This window comes from Acetobacterium sp. MES1 (assembly GCF_002237635.1).
In the GTDB taxonomy this organism is placed as follows: Bacteria; Bacillota; Clostridia; order Eubacteriales; family Eubacteriaceae; genus Acetobacterium; species Acetobacterium wieringae.
Genome location: NZ_MJUY01000013.1, coordinates 384,270 through 402,279, shown reverse-complemented (window position 1 = coordinate 402,279; position 18,010 = coordinate 384,270). Strand labels below are relative to the sequence as shown.

Annotated in this window: 14 protein-coding genes; 7 read left to right on the top strand and 7 right to left on the bottom strand. The window is 46.3% G+C overall.

Annotation, left to right across the window (positions count from 1 at the left end; all coding sequences use genetic code 11):
• Positions 1–43: 43 nt before the first annotated feature.
• On the bottom strand, positions 44–1,372 hold the full coding sequence (locus BI182_RS05830; RefSeq protein ID WP_286806158.1) for an HAD hydrolase family protein: 1,329 nt from the start codon (positions 1,370–1,372) through the stop codon (positions 44–46).
• Positions 1,373–1,583: 211 nt separating this feature from the next.
• Here BI182_RS05830 and BI182_RS05825 point away from each other — a divergent pair, with 211 nt between their 5' ends.
• Positions 1,584–2,048, top strand: coding sequence for a MarR family winged helix-turn-helix transcriptional regulator (locus BI182_RS05825; RefSeq protein WP_420840480.1), 465 nt, complete (start codon positions 1,584–1,586; stop codon positions 2,046–2,048).
• Positions 2,049–2,063: 15 nt separating this feature from the next.
• Positions 2,064–2,450: an FMN-binding protein gene (locus BI182_RS05820; protein WP_286806156.1), complete on the top strand. Its 387-nt coding sequence runs from the start codon at positions 2,064–2,066 to the stop codon at positions 2,448–2,450.
• Positions 2,451–2,543: 93 nt separating this feature from the next.
• On the opposite strand, the gene BI182_RS05815 is transcribed toward BI182_RS05820, so the two are convergent.
• The 6 genes from BI182_RS05815 to BI182_RS05790 all read right to left on the bottom strand — a co-directional run bounded on the left by BI182_RS05815 (position 2,544) and on the right by BI182_RS05790 (position 11,452).
• Positions 2,544–3,875: an MFS transporter gene (locus BI182_RS05815; protein WP_286806154.1), complete on the bottom strand. Its 1,332-nt coding sequence runs from the start codon at positions 3,873–3,875 to the stop codon at positions 2,544–2,546.
• Positions 3,876–4,003: 128 nt separating this feature from the next.
• On the bottom strand, positions 4,004–6,931 hold the full coding sequence (locus tag BI182_RS05810) for a response regulator (RefSeq protein WP_286806152.1): 2,928 nt from the start codon (positions 6,929–6,931) through the stop codon (positions 4,004–4,006).
• On the bottom strand, positions 6,928–8,028 hold the full coding sequence (locus BI182_RS05805) for an HD domain-containing phosphohydrolase (RefSeq protein ID WP_286806150.1): 1,101 nt from the start codon (positions 8,026–8,028) through the stop codon (positions 6,928–6,930). The genes BI182_RS05810 and BI182_RS05805 overlap by 4 nt, the downstream gene beginning before the upstream one ends.
• A 268-nt stretch (positions 8,029–8,296) precedes the next feature.
• Positions 8,297–9,232: a serine O-acetyltransferase EpsC gene (gene epsC / locus BI182_RS05800; RefSeq protein WP_228878448.1), complete on the bottom strand. Its 936-nt coding sequence runs from the start codon at positions 9,230–9,232 to the stop codon at positions 8,297–8,299.
• Between the two features lie 179 nt (positions 9,233–9,411).
• Positions 9,412–10,548, bottom strand: a complete 1,137-nt coding sequence (locus BI182_RS05795; protein ID WP_286806147.1) for a baeRF3 domain-containing protein — start codon at positions 10,546–10,548, stop codon at positions 9,412–9,414.
• A gap of 106 nt (positions 10,549–10,654) precedes the next feature.
• The gene (locus tag BI182_RS05790) at positions 10,655–11,452 is read right to left on the bottom strand and encodes a chemotaxis protein CheW (protein WP_286806145.1); all 798 of its coding nucleotides are present in this window, start codon (positions 11,450–11,452) and stop codon (positions 10,655–10,657) included.
• 437 nt (positions 11,453–11,889) lie between these two features.
• Here BI182_RS05790 and BI182_RS05785 point away from each other — a divergent pair, with 437 nt between their 5' ends.
• The 5 genes from BI182_RS05785 (at position 11,890) to BI182_RS05765 (ending at position 17,952) form a co-directional block, all read left to right on the top strand.
• Positions 11,890–13,284, top strand: coding sequence for an aspartate ammonia-lyase (locus tag BI182_RS05785; RefSeq protein WP_070370874.1), 1,395 nt, complete (start codon positions 11,890–11,892; stop codon positions 13,282–13,284).
• Between the two features lie 29 nt (positions 13,285–13,313).
• Positions 13,314–14,564, top strand: coding sequence for a [FeFe] hydrogenase H-cluster maturation GTPase HydF (hydF, locus tag BI182_RS05780; protein ID WP_286806143.1), 1,251 nt, complete (start codon positions 13,314–13,316; stop codon positions 14,562–14,564).
• 405 nt (positions 14,565–14,969) lie between these two features.
• The gene (locus BI182_RS05775; protein ID WP_286806141.1) at positions 14,970–15,983 is read left to right on the top strand and encodes a FecCD family ABC transporter permease; all 1,014 of its coding nucleotides are present in this window, start codon (positions 14,970–14,972) and stop codon (positions 15,981–15,983) included.
• Positions 15,980–16,756: an ABC transporter ATP-binding protein gene (locus BI182_RS05770; protein ID WP_070370873.1), complete on the top strand. Its 777-nt coding sequence runs from the start codon at positions 15,980–15,982 to the stop codon at positions 16,754–16,756. Before BI182_RS05775 ends, BI182_RS05770 begins: the two co-directional genes overlap by 4 nt.
• 113 nt (positions 16,757–16,869) lie before the next feature.
• Complete coding sequence (locus BI182_RS05765) at positions 16,870–17,952, top strand: ABC transporter substrate-binding protein (protein ID WP_286806138.1); 1,083 nt, start codon at positions 16,870–16,872, stop codon at positions 17,950–17,952.
• The last annotated feature ends 58 nt before the right edge of the window (positions 17,953–18,010 follow it).

Genomic DNA, 18,010 nt, shown 5'->3' with positions numbered 1-18,010 from the left:
AAGATGTGGTGTCAAACCGGTTGTTATCTGCAAACGGTTATCATTATTTAAAGCTCCCCGGTTTCGCGTAAAAATGGCGACTGATGGTCTTGACCACTGCATCATCGTCATTCGCTCCGATCTGCGGCCAGCCCATTTCTTTTAGTTCAATGGATGCATTTTCAACCACATAAGCAAAATCGGCGGCTTCCAGCATCGCTGCATTCCTGATGTCATTGCCAAACGCAATCACTGTATCGGTCGCATATCGGGCTTTCATATCCATGATGGCATTTTTCACCGAGGCTTCCCGGCTGGTTATTTCGAGAAAGTAATAGCCCGGATGTTGATCATCCGGATAGCACTCAACATTAACCGCTGAGGCAATTTCCAGCTTCATGATGGCCGCTTTAACCTGGACGATCGTCACCTTCTGATCCACTGCCATAATCGATAAGACGCTTTGATCATTTGGCACCTCGCCGCACACATAGCTCTGTTCCGGGAGTCGCTTTTTGGAATGATAGATTTTTTCTTCCACCGGATTAATAAGCCTGGTGTAATAAACATGGAGGACATCATTGATGATGGTGTGGGTAAAACAATTCAGCTCCCGTTTTTCAAAAACAGCAATCAGTTGCCTGGCCACTTCCGGATTCATTTTTTTGCAGCTTAAATAACTTCGTTTTTCCAGATCATACCAAACCGCCCCATTCATCATGATAACGGGAACCTTTATTTCGACGCCTTCCAGCAGGGGCAGCAGGGTTTCGGCACTTCTGGTCGTGGCAATGGTAATCAAAGCGCCCTGGCGGATCATGGTGTTTAGTTTTATTCTGGAGTAACTGCTGATTTCGACCTGGGAATTCAACAACGATCCATCCAGATTGGTGACAAAGAGCGTTTTTCTGTTTCTGCGCCGGGGCAAGTGAAACGCGTTGACTCCCAATGACACAAAGATTCCGATAAGGGTGTCCACGATCCGGTCAATGGTAAAAATCAGCGGATTCACATCGGCCCCATGGGTCACTGTAATGCTTAAAAAAACCACACAGGTAATATAAGATGCCGTTGGTTTTTTGATGGCCACCGTAAAATAAATGAGTGGGATAACGCACAAGGATACCACCAGATATTGCAGCATCGGCATATCCACCGGGATGAAGCTCCGCTCAAAAATAAGCAACCCCAACCCCATCGCCCCACCGATAAAGGTGCCCAGGGTTCGATTCATGGCTACCTTAAAGCTATTGGAAACATAGGGCTGCATGCATAAAATCGCCGCAATCGCCGAATAGAAGGGGGAGCCTTGCTCGCCTCTTAATAAATAGATTAAGAAGCAGAGATAAACCGCTATAAATGTTTTAAAAATTCGCATTCCTACTTTTGGCATAACCTTCTCCTCTTTCTGATGCCTGTCTATAATAACACACATTTGAAATTTTCTGCCGCTTAAATTTCTGCAAACCCTTTCAAATACAGATACCCCTTAACTTTTTTCAGAAACAGATTAATTTTTCTAAAAAGTATTGACAGATAAAAAAAGGTAATGTATTATCAATTAAGGTAATGTATTACCTTAATTGATAAGTGGAGGTTATATTTTGGACAATATGGATTCAATGCCCGATCAAAAATTCATCTTTGGCGGTGTCCAAGTCGTCGCCAACCAGATGGACACCCTGTTGGAACGGGAACTGAAAGAATACAACTTGACAACCAAGCAATGGCTGCTGACCATTGTGGTGCAGAATATTTTTGATCACGACCCAACCCTTAAGGAAGTAGCAAAAAGCATGGGCAGTTCCCATCAGAATGTCAAACAGGTGGCGCTTAAACTGGAACAAAAAGGCTTTGTTGTGATGGAAAAAGATCCCCATGACGCCCGGATCACCCGGATTAAGCTAACCGATGCGGTTGATTCGTTTGGCACAGAAAGTCAGCAGAAATCAGAAATCTTTACCGAAAAATTATTTGATGGTATATCTGACGAAGAACTGGCAATGACCCGGTCGGTTATTGAAAAATTGCTGGCCAACCTGGAAAAAATGGACCAGGAATCAAAATAACAGGAGGAAAAGCAGATGAAAAAAGCAATAATTATTCTTCTCAGTATTCTGGGGGTATTGGTACTGGTCGGCGCCGGTGGCGTTTTTTACATCACCAACGGCCTGGAAGCTGGGGAAAATCTGGCGATTAACCCCGTCGATCTAAAAGGAATTGAAGACGGCACCTATACCGGTGTTTATACGGCCGGGCGCTGGAGCAATGAAGTCGCCGTCAGCGTGGCTGATCACCAGATTTCAAACATTGCGGTGGTCAAAACCGTCACCATGGAAAAGCCCGAGGTGACTGACGCCCTTATTCATGCGGTGATCGAAAAACAAAATACCACCGTCGACACCATCAGCGGTGCCACGGTGTCCAGCAAAGCCTATCTCAAGTCGATTGAAAATGCCTTATCCCAGTGATGCCGTTAAAGTTGTCTGATTTTATAAACGTTCTAAAGAAACGAAACAGCCTGTTGTCTTTTAATCGACAACAGGCTGTTTCGTTTCTGTATCCTACTGATTTATCTCTTCCAGGGTGATCCCCATCGTTTCCTTACCAAACACCGCTACCACAATGGCCACCACTGCAAATACGAGGGTCAGAGTAATAAATACATTGGTATAGCCGATTTCGGTGCCATAGTAATTATAGATCACCGGCACAATAAAGGGAGCCGAAAAAGCGCCAATCCGTCCAAATGCGGCGGCCCAGCCAGAACCGGTCGCTCTGAAAAAGGTCGGATAAACTTCTGGCGTATAGGCATAAACACAGCCCCAGGCACCCAGACTGAAAAAATAAAGCATTGAACCATAGATCAGAATCTGTTCCACACTGCCAGCATGGCCAAATAGCCAGGCCGCCAGTGCCGTTCCGGCAAAATAAATGGCCAGCACTTTTTTTCGGCCAACTTTCTCAATCAGATACGCCGCACTGAAATATCCCGGCAACTGGGCCAGACACATGATCAGCGTAAATTCAAAACTTTTTGTCAGGGTGAAGCCTTTTGCCACCAATAGTGACGGCGTCCACAAAACAAAACCATAGTAACCAAAATTGATCCCAAACCAGATCACCCATAATACAATGGTAGATTTTATATAGGGCTTGGACCATAAATCTAAAAATGATGCCTTGATATGACTAAGTTTATCAACTTCAGTAGACTCAACCTGACTGGTAATATTGGCCTGTTTTTCCATGGTTACCAGCAATGCTTCGGCTTCAGCGGTTTTTCCCACTGATTCCAGATACCGGGGCGATTCCGGCACGGCCATCCGAAAGAAAGCTGCAAACAGGGCTGGAATACCACCCACTAAAAAGGCCATCCGCCAGCCATAGACGGGAATAAACAAGTAAGCCACAAAGGCGGCAATCAGCCATCCCCAGGCCCAGAAGCTCTCCAGAATAATTACATTTCTGCCCCGCATCCGGGTCGGCGAAAACTCACTGACCAGGGTTGATGCCGCTGGCAACTCCCCACCCAGTCCAAAACCGGTACAAAACCGCAGTACCAATAGCATCGTAAAATTGACGGCAAAACCGGACAGCGCACTGGAGACCCCATAAATAATCAGGGTCCACATAATCACCGTTCGGCGGCCCCACTTATCAGCGGCCATCCCGGACAAACCGGCACCCAAGGCCATCCCCAGCATTCCGATGCTGCCCAGCAACCCGAGCTGACTGGGATCTAACGCCCATTCTTTACCGATGGCTGCCATCACACCGGAAACCATCCCCTGATCCATCGCATCAAACATCCAGCCGATCCCGGTTAACAAAAGAACCTTTTTCAACATTGATGTCATCGGCAGCTGATCAATCCGCGAAGCAATATGTAACATTGTTACCCTCCTCATCATACTTACGTTGTGATTATTATAGCACAACTATTGGTTTTTGCTACAAAATCCCGGTATGAATTGGAAGAATTTGTTTATCCATAACCCTTATCGTTCCTACGATTCGTGCTTTAACCGGATTGTTCTTCATCGCTTTTTATCGTCGTCAGCAATTGTTTCATGGCCTGCGAAAATGCCGGATGAAGACTGGCTATTTCCCTTTCATCACAGCTTTCCAGAGCTTTTTGCAAGGCCTTGGCCACTTCAAAAAGTTTCCTGGCGCCGATACTGCCAGAACTGCTTTTAACCTTATGAACCATTTGGGCGGCTTCCTGATAGCGCCGGTTTTTGATAGCGAGCGCCAGTTTTTCAACCACTTCCTGATTTTCAGTGAAATAGGCTGCCAGTACCTCCTGATAGAGCGCCTGATTGTTCCCCATATAACGGAGCCCCTCTGCCCGATCAAGAACCGCAACCCCATCTGCCCTTTCCTTGTTCTGATCACTGTCCGGGTGCTTGGACTCTTTTGAAGTAGCTGTTTCGACGCTGATAATTTTGCTGATGGTTTCGACAAATTGCTCGGGATCAAAGGGCTTGCTGATGTAGTGATGAATCCCGCATGATTCGCACTTTTCCTTTACCCCCTCAATCACATCAGCGGTCATGGCGACAATTGGAATATCCGCCGAGAGCGTTCTGATTTGCTCCGACGCTTCATAACCATTAAGTACCGGCATGTGCAAATCCATCAGGATTAAATCAATATCACTGCGGTGCGCCTTAAAGAGCTCTACCCCTTCCTGTCCGTCATTACCCAGCCAAACCCGGAAACCGACTGGTTTCAACAGTGATTTGGCAATCAGCTGATTGGTTTTGTTGTCTTCCACCACCAGGATACCATAGTTATTATCCAGGATATCTTTATTGATCGTTTCCTGCTTAAACTCCTGATTGGCGACAATTGCTTTGGTTCTAAAAATCTCCAAAATCCCATTGTATAAAACTGAGGGGATGATCGGTTTGCCGATGCCAATGTCAACCCCCTGGGTATCGAGTTGGTCAAACAAGTCTTCCCGCATCATCGGCAATAGCATAATAACCTTGGGATTTTTCAGGATTTTCTTGTTTTCCTGGATCATTTCAACAAATTTAAAGCCCCCACCACTTGGCGTATCGTAATCCAGAATCAGCAGATCAAAGGGCTCCGTAAACTTGCCATTTTCCAGTTCCAGCATGTTGATGGCACTGACCGACGAGGTGGTCAGCTCACAATGCATCCCAAAAGCCCCGAGATAGCTGTCAATAATATTCATATTTGACCCGGTTTTTTCCAGTACCAGGGTCTTGATATCATTGAAATAAAGTGAGGAAACCTGCTGCTGATATTCCTGTTCGCTCTGCTGATCTTTTTCCAGAGACAATTCGACAATAAAGGTTGATCCTTCACCGGCAGTGCTGTAAACTTCAATCTCGCCCTTCATCATATCCACCAGACTTTTAACAATCGAAAGCCCCAGCCCGGTCCCCCCAAAACGGCGGTTAATGCTGGCATCGCCCTGAGCAAAGGGTTCGAACAGATTTTTTATCTGCTCGTCGGTCATCCCGATGCCGGTATCCCGGACGGTAAAGGCCAGATGATAGTAATTGGATTCCCTGGCCACCAGACGGATATCAAGGGAGACTTCTCCGGTGTTGGTAAATTTGGTGGCATTATTAATCAGGTTTAATAAAATCTGCTCAATCCGTTTGGCATCACCGAAATAACAGTTGGGAATTTTGGGATCCTTGGTCAGTTTAAAACCGATCCGCTGTTCTTCGATTTTATAGGATACGATGTTAATCACATCCTGAATCACCTGATCCAGATTAAAAGAAACCCGCTCCAGTTCGATTTTTCCGGCTTCAATCTTAGAAAAATCAAGAATATCGTTAATAATACTCAGCATCGTATTCGCCGACTGAGTGATCCGATCCAGATACATCTTCTGGGTCAGTGTTACCTGGGTTTTTTTAACCAGATAGGCCATCCCGGTAATCGCATTTAGGGGCGTCCGGATTTCATGGGACATTCGGGCCAGAAAACTGGATTTAATCGTGTTGGCGGCCTCGGCTTCCTGCCGGGCAATTTCCAGATCACTCTGAATTTTCTTGCGCGTGTCAATCTCCCGACGGAGCCGTAAAATCCAATAAATCGACACCAGCCAGATCAGAATAATGACCCCACTGACCATCATGACCACCTGATAAACCGGACCATAATCCGGTTCCACATCGGCCCCAACCCACTTGCTGTTAATCGCAATCCGCTCTTCCGGGGTGATGGTCGCCAGGGTTTTATCAATGATGCCAATCAAAACCGGCCAATCGTTGCGTACCGCAAAATATAGGCCCTGCTGTTTTTCGGCTTCGAAGGCGACATACTTCAGATTAGTCAGACCCGTTGAATTGATCAGATAATTGGTGGTCGCCAGATTTCCCACAAAAGCCGTTTCACTACCATCGGCAACGGCCGTTAAGGCGGCTTCGACCGAGTCGTACAAACTCAGGTTAAGCTGCGGATAGTCTGCCAGATAGCTGTGATGGGAACTGTTTTTTTGAACCGCCACGGTTTGACCGAACAGATCTTCAAGGCTGCTGATTCCCTGGGTGGAATCCCGCACCACAATGACCCGCTTAAAATAATAGTAGGGTTCTGAAAATAAAAAATATTGTTCCCGGGCCGGTGTTTTTGAAACCGCCGGGAGCATATCGACCTCGCCATGAAGGGCTTTTTCATAAGCTTCAGTCCAGGTCAACCCGGGGGTAACCACCATCTCCAAACCGGTTTTTTCACTGATTATTTCCAGATAGTCCGAGGTAATACCCTGATAGGTGCCATCTTTATCAAAAAACTCAAAGGGCACAAACTTGGGGTCGATCCCCAGCCGGATTACCGGGTGCTCTTCCATAAACGCCAGTTCTTCAGGGGTCCAGCTAATGGTGTCATCTCGGGCATAACAAAAAGAGGGCCAGCCCAGAATAATGATCAGTATCACCATTACCCTGGCCAACCACTTCATGACCAGACCTCAGAATCATCGGTGTCCTGAATGAATTTACGGGAAATCTCTATTACTTTTTCCTGGATTTCCAGAAACCCCGTCACAATCTCCGGATCAAAATGTTTCCCGCTTTCGCTTCGGATCAGATTGATGCTATAATCATAATCATAAGCTGGCTTATAAACCCGTTTGCTAGTCAGCGCATCATAGACGTCGATAATCGCCATCAGACGTCCCGGCAGCGGTATCTCTGCTCCCGCTAATCCCCGGGGATATCCACTGCCATCATATTTTTCATGATGGGCCCCGACAATTTCCATGGCCGTTTTGATAAAGCTGGGGACATCCTCATCGCAGTAAATTTCATTTTGCAGGGCATTGACCCCGTAATCCACATGTTTTTTCATGATTGTAAATTCATCCTCGGTGAGTCTTCCCGGTTTTAATAAAATATTATCGGGAATGCCAACCTTGCCGATATCATGAAGCGGGGTGGTGGTCACCAACTCCTTGACGTAGTTTTCACTGAGGATATCCTGGTATTTGGGTTTTGCCCTTAAATGATCACAAAGAATTTTCATAATTAGTTGGGTGCGGATGGTATGTTTGGACGATTCAACATTACGGACTTCCAACAGCCCGACCAACGCCTGGATGGTGATGTCCCGGGTGGCGGCCACTTCTCTGGTTTTCTTTAACACCATGGCATCCAGCCGTTCATTATCCTGTTCGATCATTTTCTGGATCCGCTTTAATTTGATATGGATGTTAATCCGAATCAGCAACGACTGAAGATTAAGCGGTTTTCTGATATAATCCACCGCTCCTAATTCCAGGCCTTTGACCTCATTGTCGATTTCATCATAATTAGTCAGAATAATGGTACGGAGTTTGCGATATTCCGGATCCTTCTGTAGTGCCTCCAGCACTTCAAATCCGTTCATTCTGGGCATGTTTAAATCAAGAATGACCAAATCAATGTCCGGGTTTTTGGCAATTAATTCCATGGCCTCCAACCCATCACAGGCTGTCAACGTCTGATAATCCGCCAACATGGTACTGATAATCAGCCGATCTGTGGTCGAATCATCCACAATCAATATCTTTGTGCTCATTGTTCCCCCTAAGCTTTTATTATTTACCCAATTCCAGCTATCCTTTGTCCCTTTACGTCCTTTTTTCTTTGTCTTGCTATCTTATACGCTGTTAACATCCAGTATACCCCTTTTACATACCCCCTTGCACTATATTTTAAACGCAGAAAAAGTTTCAAGATAAAAATAATCCTGAAACTTTTTCTGTTTGAGTCAGCTTATAAATATTTTTTATTACTTTGCCATACTGCTTTTTATATGGTACCACTGTTGATATGCGTTATCTCACTTAATCAAAGGCTTCCACTGAAACTTCTTTAGTGGCCTGCCCAGAAAAAAGCAATTCTGGGGTTTTGATACTAACTTTGGTTCCTTCCGGCACCGATTTTGTAATAAATACATTACTACCAATGACCGATCCTTTGCCGACAACCGTATCGCCACCTAAAATAGAAGCCCCGGAATAAACGGTAACTTCATCCTCCAGACAGGGATGACGCCGGATACCCCGCAGTTTCTGGCCACCCCGGGTAGATAGCGCCCCCAGGGTAACACCCTGATAAATTTTGACATGTTCCCCGATAATCGCCGTTTCACCAATAACCACACCGGTCCCATGATCAATAAAAAAGTATTTACCGATGGTCGCCCCAGGATGGATATCGATCCCGGTAATGTTATGGGCATATTCGCTCATAATCCGGGGGATCAACGGCACTGAAAGTTTATACAACTCATGTGCCAGACGATGAATACTGATGGCAAAAACACCGGGATAGCAGAAGATGATTTCGTCCTTACTCTTTGCCGCCGGATCACCGTCAAAGGCGGCAATAACATCGGTTGCTAAAAACTCCCGAATCTGCGGAATTCTGCTCATAAACTCATCGCAGATTCGCAACGCTTCCTGATGATAATGCTCCTCGCCCAAATTTTCCTTGCGGCTGGCCTGATGCTTCAAGGCCAGGGTAATCTGCTTGGTTAAGCTCTCAATAATACAGACCAGCAGCTCGCCAATATGATAATCCTGAATTTCTCTACGAAAATTGGTTTTCCCGAAATAACTGGGGAAAACAAGCTGGCGCAAAGCTTTAGTGGTATCAATGATTACCGTACGGTTTGGTAAAAACCCTAAATCATGCGGGGCAATATAACACTCCTTTCGATAACTTTCTGAAATGTTGTCAACCAATTTACCTATTTTTTCTTTATATTCGTTACTCATTGTGTTCCCTTTCACTTTCGCTTATTTTTACACATCAACCATTTGATAAAATATCTGTTTCTATAAAATTTTCTTTTATTATACTACAAAATCCGACTTAATCCGGAAAAATAATAAGGATTAACCCCTTTAAATATTAGGAGTTAATCCTTAATTAATTTGTTGCTGTAATCAGATAGTCAGTACCGGTACACTGCTGCCAGCTCCCTTTCGGTGGGCATTTCATCTTTTCCCAGGATCAGCACCTCACCACCCCGGCGCAGCACCACCTCAGCCATATCATCATAGACATCGCCAACACGGGGATCGGCAATTTCACCCTGCATAACCGTGCCCAGCTGGGGATCAAAGCGGCCGGGATGAACCGTGTTTTCTTCCAGATAGAGGCTGGCGACCTTGCCTTCGACAATGGCCCGGCCAATCTGTATCACATCATCAGACCCCAAATCCTTGGCGTGGGCTTCAGAAAAAGCGGCCATCCGGTCTTTCAATTCTTTTTTAAACCGTTCCTGCATCACATCCTGAACCTTTACATACAGGCTTTTCTTGTCCAAAGAATCGCCATCAATTTTGATGCCCTCATCAATCAGGAAATTATTTTTTGACAGCTTTCTGAATTCACCCTGGTGTTCATCGGGACTAACCAAAATCAGGGGTATTTTTTGTTTTTTGGAATACTGTTCCAGCACAAAGGTATCGACATGCCGGAAGAACTTTTCCTGATCCACCTTGCGCTCATCCTTGGCCCCGCCATGACCGTGATACATGGACTGGTCGCCGCCAATGCTGGCCACAGACAGATGGGGGGCGGTTTTCTCCGTTCCCAATACCCCTTCCATGGTGGCATCGCTGGCATCCACCGGAATTTCGGTAATACCGTAACGGTCGGCTTCAAACAAAACAAAATTATCCCGATTCAGTCCCAGCACATGATAATGGCCATTAGACTGAAAACTTCGCAGCAGGGGTTTTATATAAAAACTGTCTGACACAATCGCCAGGCTTTTGACATTCACCGGCAGCTTATAGACAATACATTCGTCTTCATCTCCCAGAATGGCCATACTTTCGGTGGCCCCTTCCCAGAACAAAGCATCTTCTTCCATTTCTTTAAACAGCGAAAACAGATCCTTAAATCCTTTGAATTCTTTCTCTTTCAAAGACGCTTGGGCTTCTTTAACGAGATTTTTAAAACGGATGGGATTTTCCAGACGATCCGGTTTCTTGATATGGGTATCCACATAAATGGAGATCACCGGCCTCTTTCCTTTTTCCATCATCGGATGGGGAAATTCTTTAACGATTTGATAGTTCATCCACAAATCCTCCTCTCTGGTTTATGGAGTATTTACCCGTTTTTTTTATAAAATCACATCGTTTCAGTTATCCTCTCAAAGAACTGTTGCCGAAATAGTAATTTTGCTATAAATTAAAAAAATAGTTTTCATCAATAATAAAGACCGGCGTTTGATCGTTTGATCGTTTTCCCAGACCAAGGCTCTCATGGGACTTATGGGTTACTGAATCAAGGGAATTTTCCCGATCTTCCAGAATCGGTTCAATGGCAATGACCCGATCCACCGTCAGACCTATTTCCAGATTTTGTTTTGGATCCTCCAACACGATCGCCAATTCCCGTTTGGATTCTGTAAAATCATTCACCAATGTATCAAACAGTTTGATCATTTGGATTAACTCGTTATTTTTTGCTTTTCTGATTACATCAAAAGCCTTTTCTCGCTCGCCCTGATCCACCAGTTGCCTGACTTCAACGCCCACTTTATGAATCCGCTTATGGGGCGCATCAAATTTTCGCAAAAGATATTCCAGCGTGTTATCATTGGTTTCAAAATGATCATACCATTTTCCAAAGGCACAGGCGTGAGGATCGGTTGTTAGCTTGAACTCCCGGTTTTCCACAACTGAGTCTTCCAATTCTCTAATCCAATTGATATGATCCTGTTTTCGCTGTCCCAACAGTTCTGTCAATCCGTTAATTTCCTCTGCAACCGACTGAAACCCATAAAATTTTCGCGTATCAATAATCGGCACAATTTTCCCGCGCATGTTCACTGCACCCCGCATGTAGTCGGGCATACCCGGCATCTTTATTAAATTTTCAATTTTAAAAATGGATTTAATATATTGACTGGAAACACCATAAACACCCTGTTCCAGGTTAAACAATGCCCATGGGTATGCTGTTTCTAATTCACTCATTGCTGCCTCCCGATTTCTAGTAATTATTCTTTTTAATCAAATAATCATTATAAACTAATCATACTCTATGTTAATTAAACCGGTTTAATTAGTCAAGAAAAAAGTATGTTAAGTCAAATTTATTATTTGACTCCTCAATATTGATCCCACTTGATCGCGACAAATATCAAATCAGACTTTTTTACAAAATAATACCCTAACCCAGCTTTGACAAAGCTGTCAAACAATGCTAAGATTGCCTTATTAAACTGAAAACGTTATAGTGTTGCTATTATCCTGACCGAAAAGATTTTTTCTGACCGGAAAGGTGCGAAATTGGCAAGTTTATTGATAATGCACGTGTTTGCTTTATTTTTTAAACATCCTGATACAATTGCGCTCTCTTTCCGCCTATTTTTCGGAAAGAGAGCTTTTTTGTATTTGAAAAGAGGGAAAACATGCGAATTGAACATGATTTATTAGGACCGTGTGAAGTACCGGCGGATGCCTATTTTGGTATCCATACGGTGCGGGCTAGGGAGAATTTTCATCTGACCGGCCAGCCGATTCACAAAGAGTTGGTGGCCGCTCTGGTGGTCATCAAGAAAGCGGCAGCGCTGACCAATCTAAGCATTGGCGCCCTGGCGCCTGACAAAGGCGAAGCCATCATCGCCGCCTGTGACGAGATTCTGGCGGGAGCCCTAAGTAACCAGTTTGTGGTGGATTGTCTGCAGGGCGGCGCCGGTACCTCGGCCAATATGAATGTCAACGAGGTGATTGCCAACCGGGCCATTGAACGCCTGGGCGGACAAAAAGGGGATTACCGCCTGATACATCCGCTGGATCACGTCAATCTTCACCAATCGACCAATGATGTCTTTCCGACTGCGGTGCGAATTGCTGCCATCCGGCTGTTAAAACCGGTGACCGAGTCCTTTGCCAACCTGCAGTCGGCCCTTCAGGAACAGGAAGAAGCCTTTTCCCGGATCATCAAAGCCGGGCGAACCCAGCTTCAGGATGCCGTACCAGTAACCCTGGGTCAGGAGTTTGGCGCCTGGGCCCAGGCCATTTCCCGGGATCGCTGGCGGCTTTACAAGGCTGAAGAGCGGCTCCGGCAGGTGAATATCGGTGGTACTGCCGTGGGTACCGGCCTCAATGCCCCCCGGGCCTATATCTTTACGATGATTGAAAAACTTCGGGATCTGACCGGCATCAGCCTGGCCCGAACCGATTACATGATGGATCCGACCCAGAACTGCGATGTCTTTGTGGAAGTTTCAGGACTGTTAAAAACAGCCGCCGTCAATCTTTCAAAAATTGCCAATGATCTACGGCTGCTGTCCTCCGGACCCTACACCGGCCTTGGCGAAATCACCCTGCCGGGAGTTCAGGCCGGATCTTCAATTATGCCCGGTAAGGTCAATCCGGTCATCCCTGAAGCGGTCAATCAGGTTGCCTTTCAGATTATTGCCAATGACACCGCCATCACCCTGGCAGCCATGTCCGGACAGCTGGAGCTTAATGCTTTTTTACCGGTGATTGCCAAAAACCTGTTTGAGGAACTGGATCTGCTCCGTCATGCGCTGCCGCTGTTTAGCAAGCGCTGTATTGCCGGGATTACCGCCAACGAGCAGACCTGTCGGGAACATCTGGAAAACAGCACCGTCATGCTCACCGCTCTGACTGCCATCATCGGCTATGACAAGGGCACCGAAGCAGCCCTGATTTTAAAAGAAACCGGAAAGCCCATCCGGGATATCATTCTCGAAAAAAATTGGATGACCGTTTCGGAGCTCGATGCAGTATTAAAACCGGAACGGCTGACCTCACCCAGCATGGATAAAAAACACTGATCAAAATCTCTGATCGAAAGGAAAAAATTATGAATTTAAATAGTATGAATGAAACCCCGATGTCCAGCCGGATGGCGATTGGCCTTTTTGGCAAACGAAATGCCGGTAAATCCTCTTTGATTAATGCACTGACGGACCAGTCGGTGGCGGTTATTTCGGACGTGGCCGGAACCACCACCGATCCGGTTTATAAAACCATGGAGCTGTTGCCGATCGGCCCGGTGGTCTTTATTGACACCGCCGGTCTGGATGATACCGGCGAACTGGGACTGCTGCGGATTGAAAAAACCTATGAGGTCCTCCGGAAATGCCATTTTGCGATTGTCGTGGCAGATATTGAAACCGGCATCACTGACTTTGAAGAAGAATTCATTGATCAACTGATCAAGCGCAAAATCCCCAGCGTTTTTGTGCTCAACAAGGCCGACAAGGGCTGTCCTGCACCGGAAGAGATCGAAGCCTTGAAAAAATCCCTTAAAATCCCCTTATCCTTTACCAGTGTTTATAATGGCACCGGGATTCAAGCCGTTAAGCAAATGATCATCGACCATGCCAATTATGAAGATGTAGAACCGGCCCTGGTTGGCGATCTGATCGATTCCGGAGATATGGTGGTACTGGTGACCCCAATTGACAAATCGGCCCCCAAGGGTCGGTTGATTCTGCCCCAGCAGCAAACCATCCGGGACATCCTCGAAAAGGATGCGGTGGCGATGATCACCAAGGAGCATGAGCTCAAACACACCCTGGAAAGCCTGAACAAGCCGCCAGCCATTGTCATCACCGACTCCCAGGCCTTCCTGAAGGTCTCGGCCGATACCCCTGCCGATATTCCCCTGACCTCTTTTTCGATCCTGTTTGCCCGACAAAAAACCGATTTGGCCGAAATGGTTCGGGGGATTAAACGGATTGAACAACTGGCCCCCGGGGATAAGGTGCTGATTGTTGAGGGCTGTACCCATCACCGCCAGGCCGATGATATCGGCAAGGTTAAAATCCCCCGCTGGATCCGCCAGATTGCTGGCTGTGATATTGACTTCCATTGGGCCTCCGGGGCCCATTATCCCAAGGATATTGGCGAGTATGCGGTGATTGTCCATTGTGGCGGCTGTATGCTCAACCGTCGGGAAATGCAATACCGGGTTCACACCGCCCGACAAAAAGGGGTTTACATCACCAACTACGGGATGCTGATCGCCTACGTTCAGGGAATCTTAAGCCGGGCGCTGGAGCCTTTCCCGGCAGCCAAACTGGCCCTGGAAGAAAACAATCTAAATTAACACAATTTAAACCCTGATTAAGCATCAGGGTGTGAGGTTGTTGATAAACTGCCGTACCGACCAATTGTTAATCTGTTGTTCGCTGCGGAATCGGACAGGCGATGCCGTGTCCGCTCCGATGCGCACAACATGATGTAACAATTGTCGGTACTGGGTTATCTTTTTTAACAGTCTGAATAGATCCGTTTAGCGGGTCTATTTTTTTTGCATTTTTAACCGCTATCACCGATTTATTTGAATGCTCACATCAAATTGGATCAATGAAGGTTCGTTCTTTTGCACTTGAATATTTAGGAAAGTTCGTTTGACACGAAGCAAGGCTTTATTGTACAATATACAAAAACAATTTAAACATAACAAAAACTAACTAAACAAATTAAATCGAAGTTTATCAAGGAGACAGTATTGAAACAGTTTAACCGAAATACTTTAATCATTCTCAGTCTGGGCATTATTCTGATTCTTACAATCGTCGTTTCCTTCCGGATTGGTCGATACCCAATTTATACCAATGAGCTGCTGGGCATTCTCTTTTCAAAGCTTATCCCCATCGAACCCTTTTGGACTGAAAAAATTGAAACTGTCTTATTCAATGTCCGCTTACCCCGAATCGCATTGGCCTGCCTGGTCGGTTGTTGTCTATCGGCTGCTGGTGCCGCTTACCAGGGCGTTTTTCAGAATCCCATGGCCGCTCCCGATATCCTGGGGGCCTCAGCTGGTGCCGCTTTTGGTGCTGCTCTGGCGATCCTCCATTACGGCAGCAGCTTTATGATCACGATCTCAGCCTTCGGATTCAGTCTGCTAACCGTTGCCCTGGTCTATCTAATCAGCAAAAAAGCCAAGGGCAAAAACATTTTAGCGCTCATTTTGTCCGGCATAATGATCAGTTCGCTGTTCTCGGCCGGTACCTCCTTTATCAAACTCATTGCCGATCCCAGCGATCAACTCCCTGCCATCACCTACTGGCTGATGGGTAGCTTAAACGGTGCCAAAATCAGTGAGGTGACCTTTGTCCTGATTCCCATGGCGCTGGGCCTGATCCCCTTATTATTATTAAGGTGGCGGATGAACGTCCTGACCATGGGTGACGATGAAGCCCGCACCATGGGAGTTAATTCAAACCAAATTCGTTTAATCGTCATTATCTGCGCCACCCTTGTTACTGCTGCCAGCGTGTCGGTCAGCGGCATGATTGGCTGGGTTGGCTTGGTCATTCCCCACTTGACCAGAAAACTGGTGGGGAATAACTTTAATCATCTGATGCCCGCCACGATGCTGTTCGGGGCTATCTTTCTCTTGCTTGTAGATGATGTATCCCGAAATCTGTTCACCACCGAGATCCCCCTGGGGATCTTAACCGCCTTTATTGGTGCCCCCTTTTTCATCTATCTAATTACCAGAACGGAGGAAATCTATTGAGTATTGAAGTCGCAAATCTCAGCTTCAGTTATGGCACGCATCCGATTCTCAAGCACGTCAGTTTTGCCGCTCAGGAAAATCAGTTGTTGTCCATTCTGGGCGCCAACGGTGTCGGCAAAAGCACCCTTTTTCGCTGCATGCTGGGTTTACAAAAAGGGTATTCCGGCCAAATACTCCTTCATGGTAAAAACCTGAATGCCATGAGCATTATGGATATCGCCAAAGCTGTTGCCTATATCCCCCAATCCCACTATCCGTCCTTTAACTACAGTGTCTTCGACATGGTATTGATGGGCACCACCCATCAGGTCTCGGTGATTTCAAAACCGGGGAAAAAACAGCTGCAACTGGTGGAACAGGCCCTGGAACGGCTGGGGATCAGTCATCTGAAAAAGCGGGGCTATACCCAAATAAGCGGCGGTGAACGCCAGCTGGTGTTGATGGCCCGGGCCCTGGTGCAAAAGGCAAAAATTCTGATTCTGGATGAACCGACCGCCAATTTGGATTATGGCAACCAGATCCGTGTTCTGACCCAGATAAAATCCCTGGCTCAAGAAGGTTACACGATCATCCAATCAACCCATAATCCGGATCAGACCTTTTTATTCTCCGACACGGTGATGGCCATGAAAGATGGTGAAATCGCCGCCTGGGGGCAACCCGGCGACATTTTTACCGAAGAGCTGATTCGCAATCTCTACGCTGCTGAGGTAACCATCAATAGCCTTTATGATGACCGGGTCAGAGTCTGTGTTCCCAAATGTGCCATCTGATTATCTGGTAATCCGCTCTTGGTTCAGCCTCTAGAATTGATTGACACTGACTTTAAACCATTGTCAATGGTTTTGATATAAAGAACATAAACGTCTAAAGAGGAGAAAATGAAATGAAGAAAAAACTTGTAGCCCTATTACTGGTAGTTTGTCTGGTGATGACGATGGCCACCGCCTGCGGCAGCAGCGGATCCGGCACGGCATCAGCAAATGCCACCACCAGCTTTACCGACTCTGCTGGCCGGGTGGTCGAGGTTCCGACCAAAATCACCCGGATTGTCCCTTCCGGGGCGCTGGCGCAGATCGCCCTTTTTGCTTTAGCTCCGGAAATGTTTGTCGGTCTTTCCAGTAAATGGGATGCCACTGCTCAAGAATACATCGACACCCAATACCTGGATCTGCCCGTTTTAGGCCAATTTTATGGCCAGGGTGATTTAAATCTTGAAGAAATTGCCAAGGTCGACCCCCAGATTATCATTGATATTGGCGAATCCAAATCCACCATCGTCGAGGATATGGATGGCATTCAGGAACAGGTCGGCATTCCCACCGTTCACATCGAAGCAACCATCGATACCATGGCCGAGGCTTATCGAACATTAGGGAAACTGCTTGGTAAAGAAAAAGAAGCCGAAGTTCTGGCAAAATACTGTGAAACGGTCAATACCGATACCCAAAATATTATTGATAAAGTTGGTGAAAGCGGCAAAGCCAAACTGGTTTACTGTACCGGCGAAGATGGCCTGAGTGTGCTGGCCAAGGGTTCTTTCCATGCTGAAGTAATTGATGCCCTCAGCAATAATGTGGCGGTTGTCAGTGATATTTCCAGCAAAGGCACCGGCAACCCGGTGGATATGGAGCAGCTGATGCTGTGGGATCCGGATGTCATTATTTTTGCCCCCGGCAGTGCTTACAGCGCCGTGGCAACCAGCGAAGCCTGGCAGAATCTTAAGGCCATTAAAAACGGCACTTATTATGAAGTCCCCAATGGCCCCTATAACTGGATGGGCAGCCCGCCATCCGTTAACCGTTTGATGGGGATGATCTGGATGACTCAGTTATTATATCCCGATCAGGCTCAATATGATGGCTATAAAAAAGCCGCTGAATATTACAAATTGTTCTACCACACCGATTTAACCCAGGATCAGTACACTAAACTGGTTGCTAATTCACTGGGTAAAACAGCCAAATAATTCCACCACTGATACGGCAAAGCAGCCACCCCGCTGCTTTGCCGTTTTAAAAAATTAA

What these genes read in the sequence shown, in the direction of transcription:
- BI182_RS05810 (WP_286806152.1), bottom strand. Translation starts at nt 6,931, where the DNA reads ATGAAGTGGTTGGCCAGGGTAATGGTGATACTGATCATTATTCTGGGC.
- epsC (WP_228878448.1), bottom strand. Translation starts at nt 9,232, where the DNA reads ATGAGTAACGAATATAAAGAAAAAATAGGTAAATTGGTTGACAACATT.
- BI182_RS05785 (WP_070370874.1), top strand. Translation starts at nt 11,890, where the DNA reads ATGCGAATTGAACATGATTTATTAGGACCGTGTGAAGTACCGGCGGAT.
- BI182_RS05815 (WP_286806154.1), bottom strand. Translation starts at nt 3,875, where the DNA reads ATGTTACATATTGCTTCGCGGATTGATCAGCTGCCGATGACATCAATG.
- BI182_RS05795 (WP_286806147.1), bottom strand. Translation starts at nt 10,548, where the DNA reads ATGAACTATCAAATCGTTAAAGAATTTCCCCATCCGATGATGGAAAAA.
- BI182_RS05820 (WP_286806156.1), top strand. Translation starts at nt 2,064, where the DNA reads ATGAAAAAAGCAATAATTATTCTTCTCAGTATTCTGGGGGTATTGGTA.
- BI182_RS05790 (WP_286806145.1), bottom strand. Translation starts at nt 11,452, where the DNA reads ATGAGTGAATTAGAAACAGCATACCCATGGGCATTGTTTAACCTGGAA.
- BI182_RS05830 (WP_286806158.1), bottom strand. Translation starts at nt 1,372, where the DNA reads ATGCCAAAAGTAGGAATGCGAATTTTTAAAACATTTATAGCGGTTTAT.
- hydF (WP_286806143.1), top strand. Translation starts at nt 13,314, where the DNA reads ATGAATTTAAATAGTATGAATGAAACCCCGATGTCCAGCCGGATGGCG.
- BI182_RS05805 (WP_286806150.1), bottom strand. Translation starts at nt 8,028, where the DNA reads ATGAGCACAAAGATATTGATTGTGGATGATTCGACCACAGATCGGCTG.
- BI182_RS05765 (WP_286806138.1), top strand. Translation starts at nt 16,870, where the DNA reads ATGAAGAAAAAACTTGTAGCCCTATTACTGGTAGTTTGTCTGGTGATG.